Genomic DNA, 11,501 nt, shown 5'->3' with positions numbered 1-11,501 from the left:
ACTGGCAAGTCGTCGTGTACCAGCTTGCCTCCCCACCCATCCCGGCATGACTGCCGTGCTGTGCGGGGTGGTGGCCAGGGTCGGGGCGAACTGTAGTACCGGGAAGCGGCCAATCCCGGCTCTCCGCAAGAGGAGGCCAGCGACACCAGGAAGTGCGGACGCCCCCGTGGCGCAGGTCCGTTTCTTCGCCGCAAAAATCATCGAAAGGTAGACGTGGCTAACAACACACGTGCCCGCCGTAAGGTTCGCATTTCGCGTGCCCTCGGCATCGCTCTGACCCCCAAGGCAGAGAAGTACCTCGAGCGTCGGCCGTACGCGCCGGGCCAGCACGGCCGCGCGCGTCGCAAGCAGGACAGCGACTACGCCGTACGCCTGCGTGAAAAGCAGCGCCTGCGCGCCCAGTACGGCATCCGCGAAGCACAGATGACCCGTGTCTTCGAAGAGGCCCGACGCACCTCGGGCCTGACCGGTGAGAACCTGATCGAACTGCTCGAGATGCGCCTCGACGCCCTCGTGCTGCGTGCCGGCTTCGCGCGCACGATCGCCCAGGCCCGCCAGCTCGTCGTGCACCGCCACATCATGGTGGACGGCTCCCGCGTGGACCGCCCGTCGTTCCGCGTGGGCGAAGGTCAGCTCATCCACGTCCACAGCCGCAGCGAGACCATGGTCCCGCTGCAGGTTGCTGCCGCAGGTGCGCACCGCGACGTCCTCCCCGCCGTTCCCGGTTACCTGGACGTGCAGCTCGACAAGCTCCAGGCGCGCCTCGTGCGTCGCCCGAAGCGCGCTGAGGTCCCCGTGACCTGCGAAGAGCAGCTCGTCGTCGAGTACTACGCACGCTAGTCACCCTGACCGCCGGGAAATTCCGGCGGTCCGAGCGACAAGCGTGGAGGAAGAGCCCGCGGCACCCGCCGCGGGCTCTTCGTTCTGTAAGGTACAAAGAGCAAGAATTCCCGTGCCGCTTTCCAAGGCGGCACATCCCTGCGTAAAGGAGACCGCCCATGTCAGGTGGAGATATTGCGGGCCTGATAGCTGCTGGCGTGTTCGCCGTCCTGGTGTTGCTGCTGGCCGTACCGATCTGGAAGCTCGGCCGCGTCTTCGACGAGCTGCGGAAGGCGATCCGCACCGTCACCGACGAGACGACTCCCTTGATCGAGGAGGTCACGAGCACCGTGACCACCACGCACCAGCAGCTGAAGACGGTCGACGGCATCACCTCGAACGTCTCCGATGCCTCGGCCAACATCTCCGCGCTGTCCTCGCTGGTGGCCGCCACGATCGGATCTCCGCTCATCAAGGTGTCGGCCTTCTCCTATGGAGTCCGTTCGGCCCTTGCGGGCCGGAGGTCCCCCGCCCGCCGACGCCGCAGCCGCTAGCCCTAGAACCGGAGATAACGATGATCAGAAGAGCCTTCTGGCTAGCCGCCGGCATCACGATCGGCGTCGTCGCCGTGCGCAAGGTGTCGCAGGCGAAATCGAACCTCGGACCCGAGGGCCTGAATCGCGCCGTCGGGCAAATCAGTGACAGCATCAGCGACTTCGCCGATGCACTGCGGTCTGCGATGGCCGAACGTGAGGGCGATCTCCGTGCCGCACTCGGAGTCGAGGCTCCGACGACGGACGCGGAGGCTGTCGTCGAGGCGGTTCCCGCCACCCGCCGCGCACGCCGCTAGTCGTTCCCACGTCGCGCAGCGCCGTCGTACCTGCCGGCGACGGATGAGCGTGTCCGTGTCCTACGGCAGGCCCTGTCGCATCCAGCCGACGTGCCGGACGTGACGACCGGTGCGGACAGCGGTGTCCTGTTCCGCACGCACCACCCCGTCGACGCCTCGTGCCGAGTCCCACCCGAGGACCCGGTGCGGATCCTTCCCGGATCCGGCTCCCGCGTCCCGACCTCCTAGAAGGATTGCCCCATGAAGTCCCATGAGATCGCCAGCCGCTGGCTGAGCTACTTCGAGAAGAACGGGCACACCGTCGTGCCCTCGGCGTCGCTGATATCCTCCGACCCCTCGCTCCTGTTCACGGTGGCAGGCATGGTTCCCTTCATCCCTTACCTCACGGCACGGGAGGTCGCACCCTACAGCCGGGCCACGAGCGTGCAGAAGTGCATCCGCACGGGTGACATCGAGGAAGTCGGCAAGACCGCACGCCATGGCACGTTCTTCCAGATGTGCGGCAACTTCTCCTTCGGCGACTATTTCAAGGCCGACGCGATCCGCCTCGCCTGGACGCTCCTGACGAGCGACGTCGCCGACGGCGGCTTCGGGTTGCCGGCCGAGAAGCTGTGGATCACCGTCTACCACGAGGACGAGGAAGCACTGCAGATCTGGCGCGACAGCATCGGTGTCCCTGCCGATCGCATCCAGAAGATGGGCAAGAAGGACAACTACTGGTCGACCGGACAGCCGGGACCGGCCGGTCCCTGCTCGGAGATCTTCTACGACCGCGGGCCCGAGTACGGCGTCGACGGCGGGCCCGAGGCGGACGACAGCCGCTACGTGGAGATCTGGAACCTCGTCTTCATGCAGTACCAGCGTGGTGAGGGCACAGGCAAGGACGACTTCGAGATCCTCGGCGAACTGCCCAAGAAGAACATCGACACGGGCCTCGGCCTCGAGCGCCTCGCCATGATCCTGCAGGGCGTCGAGAACATGTACGAGACGGACCAGGTCCGCCCGGTGCTCGACAGGGCCGCCGCGCTGAGCGGCAGGACCTACACGAGCGCAGAGTCCCCAGAGGACCCGCACCACACGGACGACGTCCGCATGCGCGTCGTCGCGGACCACATCCGTTCCTCGCTCATGCTGATCGCCGACGGCGTGACCCCTTCGAACGAGGGCCGAGGCTACGTGCTGCGACGCCTCATCCGTCGTGCCGTACGCGCCATGCGGCTCCTCGGCGTCGAGAAGGCCTGCCTCCCCGACCTCCTGCCCGCATCGCGGGACGCCATGAAGGGTGTGTACCCGGAGGTCGAGACGGACTTCGAACGCATCAGCCGCATAGCGTACGCCGAGGAGAAGGCGTTCCTTCGCACGATCGCCTCGGGTACCGCCCGGCTCGAGGAAGCGGTCCGCGAATCCCTCGCCGAGCAGCGCCCGCTGTCCGGCCAGGACGCTTTCACGCTGCACGACACCTACGGATTCCCCATCGACCTGACCCTCGAGATGGCGGAGGAGGCCGGTCTCGCAGTGGACGCCGACGGCTTCCGTTCCCTCATGCTCGAGCAGCGCCAGCGTGCGCAGGCCGATGCCCGCGGCAAGAAGGCCGGACACGCCGACCTGTCCGTGTTCAACGAGCTGCTCGGACGCGGCCAGACCGTGTTCACCGGGTACGACGAGCTCATCTCCGAGGCGACCGTCCTCGCCGTCCTCGACAAGGGGCAGTCGATCACCAGCGCCCTTCAGGGCGACGAGATCGAACTGGTCCTGGACCAGACGCCGTTCTACGCCGAAGCCGGCGGCCAGGCTGCCGACGTAGGCCTGATCACCGGGGACGGGTTCGTCGTCGAGGTCCTGGACGTCCAGCGTCCGGTCAAGGGTCTCAGCGTGCACCGCGCCGTCGTCCGCGAGGGCGAGGTGGCTCAGGGCGCGACGGTCACCGCCGCCGTCGACCGCCAGCGCCGCCACGCAGGGGAGCAGGCACACTCGGGGACGCACATCATCCACGCGGCACTTCACGAGATCCTCGGTCCGGAGGCGCTCCAGCGTGGATCGTTCAACAAGGCAGGCTACCTGCGCTTCGATTTCTCCTGGGGCGAGGGCATCAGCGCTGCGGCGCGCTCGGAGATCGAGGAAGTCTCCAACATCGCGATCCGCAACAACTACGAGGTCGAGACGAAGATCATGTCCCTCGCCGACGCGAAGGCCCTCGGTGCGACAGCGCTCTTCGGCGAGGCGTACGGGGACACGGTCCGTGTGGTCGAGATGAACGCGGACTTCTCCCGCGAGCTGTGCGGCGGCACGCACGTAGCGTCGACCTCGCTCATCGGCAGCCTGACGCTCCTCGGCGAGCAGTCGGTCGGCTCCGGCAACAGGCGCGTGGAGGCCCTCGTGGGCCTGGACGCCTTCCGGCACCTCGCGGCCGAGCGCGCCCTCGTGTCCGAGCTCTCGGACATGCTGAAAGTGCCCTCGGCGCAGCTGCCCGAACGCCTCTCGGCAACGCTCAACAAGCTCAAGGCGGCAGAGAAGGAGCTCGACCGGCTGCGCAAGGAACAGCTCGCCGTCGCCGCTGGTTCCCTCGTGGAAACGGCGGTGGATGTCGACGGCGTCCGTCTCATCGCGCACCACGCCGGGGAGATCGACGGTGCGGACGACCTGCGGACGCTGGTACTGGACCTGCGGGGACGTCTCGGGTCGGAGGCGGCCGTCGTCGCAGCGACCGGTGTCTCGCAGAACCGCCCGCTCGTGCTGGTGGCCACCAATGAGGCCGCCCGGGCCGCCGGAGTGAAGGCCGGTGCGCTCGTGCGCACCGCAGCGAAGATCCTCGGCGGCGGCGGCGGCGGCAAGGACGACGTCGCGCAGGGCGGCGGTTCGGATGCCACGCGCATCCCCGAAGCCCTGTCCGCCATCCGCACCGCTGTAGCGGAACGCTGACGACTGCCATGCCGGGCGATGACACGGTGACGCCCGGCGTGCCGGGCGGTACACCGTACCCCCTCGGACCGAAGCTCGGTGTCGACGTCGGGCAGGTCAGGGTGGGCCTTGCCGGCAGCGACCGGGACGGCCTGCTCGCCACGCCGATCCGGACGCTCAAGCGTGACGCGAAGAAGAACAGCGACATCAGGATCCTGATCCGGGAAGCGGTCGAGCGCGGCGCGGTGCAGATCATCGTGGGGCTGCCCAAGCAGCTCAGCGGGAGGGAAGGAGCCTCGGCGGAGATGGCGAGAAGCTATGCCGGACTGATCGCCGGGGAACTTCATCGCCAGGGTCTGACGTTGTCCCTACGGCTGGTCGACGAGCGGCTGAGTACGGTGTCGGCTCACCGTTCCCTGCATTCCGCTGGTCTGAGTAGCCGGGACCATCGTAAGGTAGTGGATCAGGTGGCCGCCGTTGAAATACTCCAGCACGCCATCGACATGCAACGTTCACGTGGACGGGACGTGGGGGATCCGGTTCCTGTGCGCGAGGCAGAGGGTGATCAAGGCCCGCTGCTGACCCCTACAGAGGAGCCAGTTATCAAGGACAGTTCGTCGAGCAGAAGGGGAGCGGAGTCGTGAGCAACCGCGTCCGTCATTCCGCAGACCCCTATGACTCCGAAGAGCAGCGTGCCGTCGACGCTCACTACGAGGATGAGGGCTATGACCATCCCGAGCCGGTCGAGGAGTTCTTCGTGGCGCAGGACGTTCCTCGTCGCCGCCGGCGTCGGCAGCCGTCGAAGGCCAAGCGACGAAGGCGTCTCCGCCGTACCGTCGTCATGCTGGTCGTCCTCCTCCTGTTCGCCGGAACGGTGTTCGGCGTGGCGCTCATGCTGCGCGACCTCCTGGGCCTGAACGACGTCACCGACTACGCGGGGCCGGGAGGGGACGAGACCGTCTTCACGGTGCCGGAGGGCGCAGGTCCCCTCGCCATCGGTAACGGGCTCGAGGACGCGGACATCGTCGCGGACTCCGGTACGTTCGTCACGGCGCTGGCCGCCATCTCCGAGGGCCGTGAGGTCCAGCCGGGCGAGTACGAGATGCGCCTCCAGATGTCCGCCGCGCAAGCGGCCGAGTCCCTCCTGGGAGAGGATCCCTCGCTGGTCTCCTACGCCGCCGTCGCCCGCGACCTCCGGCAGGGTGAGGTCTTCGACATCCTCAGCAGATCGACCGGCATACCTCGGGCAGAGTTCGATGCGCTGTCCGCAGCGCCGACGCAGTTCGGCCTCCCGCCGCAGGCTCTCTCGCTCGAGGGCTACCTGCACCCGGGGGAGTACCGGTTCGATGTCGAGGCGACCGCCACGGACATCATCTCCGAGATGGTGAAGGCAACCACCGACCGGCTGCTGGAGGACGGTGTCACCGATCCGAACCGACAGTACGAGATCCTGACGATCGCGAGCATCGTGCAGGCCGAAGCAGGCGAGGGGGATTACGCCTCGGTCGCCGGCGCGATCAACAACAGGCTCACACCGGGGAACACCGAGACCAACGGTCTCCTGCAGTCGGACGCCACCGTGGCCTACGGGCTCGGCAAGCGGACGTATCAGCTGAGCGAGGCGGAAAAGGCGGATACCTCGAATCCGTACAACACCTTCGCCAATCCCGGCCTGCCCAAGGGTCCCATCGGTTCGCCCAGCGACGAGGCGATCGACGCGACGGTCAATCCGGCGGACGTGCCGTTCTACTTCTGGGTGACCGTCAACCTCGACACCGCCGAGACCAAGTTCTCCGAGACCTACGCGGAGCACCTGCGCTACGTGGCCGAGTACGACGCCTGGTGCGCGGACAATCCCGGACGGTGCGAGTAGGTGCCCTCGCCGGATCCGACGGCGGCCCGGGTGTTCCGGGCCGCCGTGATCGGCTCACCAATCAGCCACTCGAAGTCGCCGTTGCTGCACGCGGCCGCATACCGGCTGCTGGACGTCGACTGCTCCTACAGCGCGATCGAGGTCGACGAGGAATCCCTGGACGCCTTCGTCCGTGATGTCCGGTCGTCACCGCACTGGCGGGGCCTGTCGGTGACCATGCCCCTGAAGTCGGCCGTGGCGCGTCTCGTCGACCACTCCGATCACCTTTCGCAGGTGCTCGGCGTCGTCAATACCGTGGTCGTGGAGGACGACGGCGGCGGCTGCGTCCTCACCGGTCACAACACCGACGTCGTCGGCGTCGCCAACGCGCTGATCGGCGCCGGCGTGGACACGGCGGAACGCGCAGTGGTGCTCGGTGGTGGTGGAACTGCCGCTGCAGCCATCGCAGGGCTCGCTCGCCTCGGAGCGTCCTCCGCACGCGTCGTGGTTCGTCGTCTCGAAGCATCTGCAGGCCTCGGCCGGATCGGTGCGGAGCTCGGCCTGGACGTCGACCTGGTCGAATGGCGCAGCGCCGGTGCGGCGGTGCAGTCCGCCGACGTGGTGATCTCGACGCTGCCGCCGCGCGCGGCGGACCCTCTGGCCGGCGAGCTCGTCGACTCAGGGTTCCGGACGCAGGGAACGCTCCTCGACGTCGCGTACGATCCGTGGCCGAGCGCCATCGCCGCGGCGTTCAGCGGTGCGGGAGGAACCATCGTGCCAGGGCTCGACATGCTGCTCCACCAGGCGGTGGAACAGGTACGACTGTTTTTCCCGGATACGCCCCAGGACCCTGCCGGCGTGTTAAACGTGATGTGTGACGCAGTGGGTGTGCCCCGGCGCTGAAGCCCGCGGTGCCGCATGGCAGTATGGAAACCATGTTGCGTTGGTTGACGGCAGGAGAATCCCACGGTCCGGCCGTGGTCGGGATCATCGAGGGCATGCCCGCGGGAGTGGGTGTCACGAGTGCCGACATCCAGGGAGCGCTGGCGCGCCGTCGGCTCGGCTACGGACGCGGAGCCCGCATGAAGTTCGAGCAGGACCAGGTGCGCATCATCGGCGGCGTCCGCCACGGGCTCACCCAGGGCGGCCCCGTGGCCATCGAGGTCGGCAATACCGAGTGGCCCAAGTGGGACAAGATCATGTCCGCTGATCCGCTGGGGGAGGACGACGCCGCGGAACTCGCAGCCTCGGCACGCAACGCACCACTCACGCGCCCGCGTCCCGGCCACGCTGACTTCACCGGGATGCAGAAGTACGGCTTCGGTGAGGCTCGACCTGTCCTGGAACGCGCGAGTGCCCGGGAGACGGCCACCCGCGTGGCCCTCGGAACGGTCGCAGCGAAGTTCCTCGAAGGCCTCGGGATCCGCCTCGTCAGTCACACGGTCTCCATCGCCTCCGTGTCCGTTCCGGAGGACGCGCCGTTGCCGCGACCGAGCGACGTCATAGCGCTCGACACCGACCCACTGCGCTGCTTCCACCGGGACACGTCGGATGCCATGGTGGCCGAGGTCGACGCCGCCCACAAGGAAGGCGAGACCCTCGGCGGCGTCGTCGAGGTCATCGCCTACGGACTGCCGCCGGGACTCGGCAGCTACGTGCACTGGGACCGCCGGCTCGATTCCCGGCTCGCCGCGGCCCTCATGGGGATTCAGGCCATCAAGGGCGTGGAGGTCGGTGACGGCTTCGCGACGGCGGCGCGCCGCGGCACCGCAGCGCACGACGAGATCCTGCGGAACAACGACGGCAAGATCGTCCGCGCCAGCAACCGGGCCGGCGGAATCGAGGGCGGCATGAGCATCGGCGACGCCCTGCGCGTCCGAGCGGCCATGAAACCCATCGCAACCGTTCCCCGCGCGCTGCGCACCGTGGACGTGAGCACGGGCGCAGCAGCACGCGCACACCACCAGCGGTCCGACGTCTGCGCGGTTCCGGCAGCGGGGGTGGTGGCGGAAGCCATGACCGCCCTGGTCCTGGCCGAAGCCGTCACCGAGAAATTCGGCGGGGACTCGCTCGCGGAGACCGCCCGAAACATGAGGAGCTACCTCGAGAGCATCCCGGAGTTCCTGGACTCCGTCGGAACCTGATGGATCGGAACGGTTGCGTGGTCCTGGTCGGTCCGATGGCGGTCGGGAAGTCCGCGGTCGGCCGGACGCTCGCGCACCGCACGGGCACCCGCCTCATCGACTCCGACCGCGTGATCGTCGAGCGGCACGGTGCCATCAGCACGATCTTCGCCCAGCAGGGCGAGGAGGCCTTCCGGACGCTCGAGGCAGAGGTGGTCCGTGAGGCGCTCGCGGAGGACGACGTCGTCGTCTCGCTCGGTGGCGGGGCCGTGCTGCACCCGGGTACCCGGGAACTGCTCGAACGAGCAACCGTGGTGTTCCTCGATACCGATATCGACACCATCCGGCCGCGCATCAGCGGGGACACCGGTCGGCCCCTGCTCGACGGAGGGGCGGAGGAGCGCTGGCAGGAGCTGTACGACGAGCGACGCCCGCTGTACGCCGCGCTGGCATCCATCGTCGTCGACACCCGCGGTCTCTCCGTACGCGAGGCGTGCGACGCCGTCCTCCTCGCCCTCGCCGGCGACGGCAGGCACTCCAGGAGCACTGCGGACGCTCCACCGACCGACCTGAACGACGAAAGCGGGACGAACCACCATGACTGACGAAGCGACTGACGAAGCGACCATCATCCCGGTCACCGGGACCACCACCGAGAACACCTACGACGTCGTCGTCGGGCGGGGACTCCTCGGCAGGCTCCCGGCCATCCTCGGGGAGCGCGTGCGCCGCGTCCTGGTCATCCACCCGCGGGCGCTGAGGGCCACCGGTGACACCGTGCGCGACGAGCTGGCGGACGCCGGGTTCACCGCGGTCACCGCCGAGATCCCGGACGCGGAGGAGGGCAAGCACATCCAGGTCGCGGCCTTCTGCTGGCAGGTCCTCGGCCAGAACGACTTCACGCGGTCGGATGCCGTCGTCACCGTCGGCGGTGGGGCCGTGACGGACCTCGGAGGATTCGTCGCAGCAACGTGGCTCCGTGGGGTACGGGTCGTCCACTTGCCCACGAGCCTGCTCGGCATGGTCGACGCCGCTGTGGGTGGGAAAACCGGCATCAACACCGCCGAGGGCAAGAACCTGGTCGGGGCCTTCCACCCACCGGCGGCCGTCCTCGCCGATCTCGACGCGCTCGGCACGCTGCCGAAGAACGAACTGGTGACCGGACTCGCCGAGGTCGTGAAGTGCGGCTTCATCGCCGACCCGGCGATCCTCGACCTCATCGAGCAGGACACGGCGGCAGCCACCGATGCGTCGTCGCCCGTGCTGCGGGACCTCGTGGAGCGCGCCATCCGGGTGAAGGCGGACGTCGTCTCGGAGGACCTGCGTGAGTCCGGCCGCCGCGAGTACCTCAACTACGGCCACACGCTCGCGCACGCCATCGAGCTCGCGGAGCGGTACTCCTGGCGCCATGGCGCGGCGGTCTCGGTCGGTCTGGTGTTCGCAGCCGAGCTCTCCCGCATGGTCGGGCGCCTCAGCGACGGCGAGGCCGACCGCCACAGGAACATCCTCGAGTCACTCGGCCTTCCCGTGACCTATCGGCGTGACCGCTGGGCAGCGCTGCTCGACGGCATGCGCCGCGACAAGAAGTCGAGGGGCGACCTCCTGCGTTTCGTCGTGCTCGACGGGATAGGCCGGCCGGGCATGCTCGAGGTTCCGGACACCTCACTCCTGTTCGCCGCCTACCAGGAGATCGCCTCCTAAGCTGCCGTCGATGATCCTGCTGAGTCGTGATCAGCCACGGCATCCGTACCGCGCAGGGTAGACTGGTTGACGGACTTTAGTGCGCCTCCGCGCGCCCGCTGTGCCCCGGCCGGCCAATCCATCCGCGAAACCGACGAAAGTGAATCTGTGGCGACCACGAACGACATCAAGAACGGCACTGTGCTGAAGCTCGAAGGCAACCTCTGGAACGTCCTCGAATTCCAGCACGTCAAGCCTGGCAAGGGTGGAGCATTCGTCCGCACCAAGCTTCGCAACATCCTCTCGGGCAAGGTGGTCGACAAGACCTTCAACGCGGGCCTGAAGGTCGAGACGGCCACGGTCGACCGTCGCGACTACCAGTACCTGTACAAGGACGGCGAGGACTTCGTCTTCATGGACACCACCGACTACGACCAGCTCACGGTGCCCGGCAAGACGGTCGGCAACGCCGCCAACTTCATGCTCGAGAGCCAGATGGCGACCATCGCGATGCACGAGGGTTCGCCCCTCTACGTCGAGCTCCCCGCTTCGGTGACGCTGGAGATCACCTACACCGAACCAGGCCTGCAGGGCGACCGCTCCACGGGTGGCACGAAGCCCGCCACGGTGGAGACCGGGCACGAGATCCAGGTTCCCCTGTTCCTCGGCACCGGCACGAAGGTCAAGGTCGATACCCGGACGGGCGAATACCTGGGACGCGTCAACGAGTGAGCGCACGCAGCAAGGCCCGCCGTCGGGCACTGGACATCCTCTTCGAGTCTGAACAGCGTGACGTGCCTGCCCTCGAGGTCATTCGAGCGCGCCGGGAGAAGACCGACATGGTCATCGCCGACTACACGGTGGACATCGTGGAGGGCGTACTGGAGCACCAACAGCAGATCGACGAGTTCCTGAGCACGTACTCGCAGGGCTGGACGCTCGACCGCATGCCCGCCGTCGACCTGATGATCCTGCGCATCGGCGGTTGGGAACTCCTGTACAACGACGACGTTCCTGACGGAGTCGCGGTCAGCGAAGCAGTGGAACTGGCGAAGATGCTCTCCACGGACGAGTCGCCGAAGTTCGTCAACGGACTCCTGGGCAGGCTCCAGCAGCTCAAGCCGACGCTGCTCGCCTAGGGCTTCTCTCCTCCGGGAACCAGCACTCGTACAGGACTGCACTTGTACAGAAGCGCCACCCGCCAGAGCCACACAGGCTCCCGTGGTCCGTCGACAGGACGGACTCCGGGAGCCTCTTGCGTTCTCGGGCGGTGTTGGAG

General features: G+C 67.8%; 12 protein-coding genes. All 12 read left to right on the top strand.

Annotation, left to right across the window (positions count from 1 at the left end; genetic code table 11):
- The first annotated feature begins 213 nt into the window (after window positions 1–213).
- Window positions 214–840, top strand: coding sequence for a 30S ribosomal protein S4 (gene rpsD / locus FDK12_RS13180; protein WP_137369980.1), 627 nt, complete (start codon window positions 214–216; stop codon window positions 838–840).
- Window positions 841–998: 158 nt separating this feature from the next.
- On the top strand, window positions 999–1,373 hold the full coding sequence (locus FDK12_RS13175; protein WP_104118881.1) for a DUF948 domain-containing protein: 375 nt from the start codon (window positions 999–1,001) through the stop codon (window positions 1,371–1,373).
- Window positions 1,374–1,393: 20 nt separating this feature from the next.
- Window positions 1,394–1,669 (top strand): hypothetical protein, encoded by a 276-nt coding sequence (locus FDK12_RS13170; RefSeq protein WP_223263271.1) that lies wholly within the window; start codon window positions 1,394–1,396, stop codon window positions 1,667–1,669.
- Between the two features lie 240 nt (window positions 1,670–1,909).
- Window positions 1,910–4,588 carry an alanine--tRNA ligase gene (gene alaS / locus FDK12_RS13165; RefSeq protein WP_137369979.1) on the top strand — a complete coding sequence of 893 codons (2,679 nt, stop codon included), beginning with the start codon at window positions 1,910–1,912 and terminating at the stop codon, window positions 4,586–4,588.
- Window positions 4,589–4,596: 8 nt separating this feature from the next.
- Window positions 4,597–5,211 carry a Holliday junction resolvase RuvX gene (gene ruvX, locus FDK12_RS13160; protein WP_137369978.1) on the top strand — a complete coding sequence of 205 codons (615 nt, stop codon included), beginning with the start codon at window positions 4,597–4,599 and terminating at the stop codon, window positions 5,209–5,211.
- On the top strand, window positions 5,208–6,440 hold the full coding sequence (locus tag FDK12_RS13155) for an endolytic transglycosylase MltG (protein ID WP_137369977.1): 1,233 nt from the start codon (window positions 5,208–5,210) through the stop codon (window positions 6,438–6,440). The genes ruvX and FDK12_RS13155 overlap by 4 nt, the downstream gene beginning before the upstream one ends.
- Complete coding sequence (locus FDK12_RS13150; RefSeq protein WP_223263270.1) at window positions 6,441–7,322, top strand: shikimate dehydrogenase; 882 nt, start codon at window positions 6,441–6,443, stop codon at window positions 7,320–7,322.
- A gap of 32 nt (window positions 7,323–7,354) precedes the next feature.
- Window positions 7,355–8,563 carry a chorismate synthase gene (aroC, locus tag FDK12_RS13145; RefSeq protein WP_137369976.1) on the top strand — a complete coding sequence of 403 codons (1,209 nt, stop codon included), beginning with the start codon at window positions 7,355–7,357 and terminating at the stop codon, window positions 8,561–8,563.
- Window positions 8,563–9,147, top strand: coding sequence for a shikimate kinase (locus tag FDK12_RS13140; protein WP_137369975.1), 585 nt, complete (start codon window positions 8,563–8,565; stop codon window positions 9,145–9,147). Before aroC ends, FDK12_RS13140 begins: the two co-directional genes overlap by 1 nt.
- The gene (aroB, locus tag FDK12_RS13135) at window positions 9,140–10,243 is read left to right on the top strand and encodes a 3-dehydroquinate synthase (RefSeq protein ID WP_137369974.1); all 1,104 of its coding nucleotides are present in this window, start codon (window positions 9,140–9,142) and stop codon (window positions 10,241–10,243) included. The genes FDK12_RS13140 and aroB overlap by 8 nt, the downstream gene beginning before the upstream one ends.
- A gap of 147 nt (window positions 10,244–10,390) precedes the next feature.
- Complete coding sequence (gene efp, locus FDK12_RS13130) at window positions 10,391–10,954, top strand: elongation factor P (protein ID WP_137369973.1); 564 nt, start codon at window positions 10,391–10,393, stop codon at window positions 10,952–10,954.
- Window positions 10,951–11,361 carry a transcription antitermination factor NusB gene (nusB, locus tag FDK12_RS13125; protein WP_137369972.1) on the top strand — a complete coding sequence of 137 codons (411 nt, stop codon included), beginning with the start codon at window positions 10,951–10,953 and terminating at the stop codon, window positions 11,359–11,361. Before efp ends, nusB begins: the two co-directional genes overlap by 4 nt.
- The last annotated feature ends 140 nt before the right edge of the window (window positions 11,362–11,501 follow it).

This window comes from Arthrobacter sp. NamB2, assembly GCF_005281365.1.
Classification (GTDB): domain Bacteria; phylum Actinomycetota; class Actinomycetes; order Actinomycetales; family Micrococcaceae; genus Arthrobacter_D.
Note: the sequence above shows the minus strand (reverse complement) of the source record. Positions and strands in the feature narration are given on the sequence as shown.

What these genes read in the sequence shown, in the direction of transcription:
- FDK12_RS13175 (WP_104118881.1), top strand. Translation starts at nt 999, where the DNA reads ATGTCAGGTGGAGATATTGCGGGCCTGATAGCTGCTGGCGTGTTCGCC.
- FDK12_RS13170 (WP_223263271.1), top strand. Translation starts at nt 1,394, where the DNA reads ATGATCAGAAGAGCCTTCTGGCTAGCCGCCGGCATCACGATCGGCGTC.
- alaS (WP_137369979.1), top strand. Translation starts at nt 1,910, where the DNA reads ATGAAGTCCCATGAGATCGCCAGCCGCTGGCTGAGCTACTTCGAGAAG.
- ruvX (WP_137369978.1), top strand. Translation starts at nt 4,597, where the DNA reads ATGCCGGGCGATGACACGGTGACGCCCGGCGTGCCGGGCGGTACACCG.
- aroC (WP_137369976.1), top strand. Translation starts at nt 7,355, where the DNA reads ATGTTGCGTTGGTTGACGGCAGGAGAATCCCACGGTCCGGCCGTGGTC.
- FDK12_RS13140 (WP_137369975.1), top strand. Translation starts at nt 8,563, where the DNA reads ATGGATCGGAACGGTTGCGTGGTCCTGGTCGGTCCGATGGCGGTCGGG.
- aroB (WP_137369974.1), top strand. Translation starts at nt 9,140, where the DNA reads ATGACTGACGAAGCGACTGACGAAGCGACCATCATCCCGGTCACCGGG.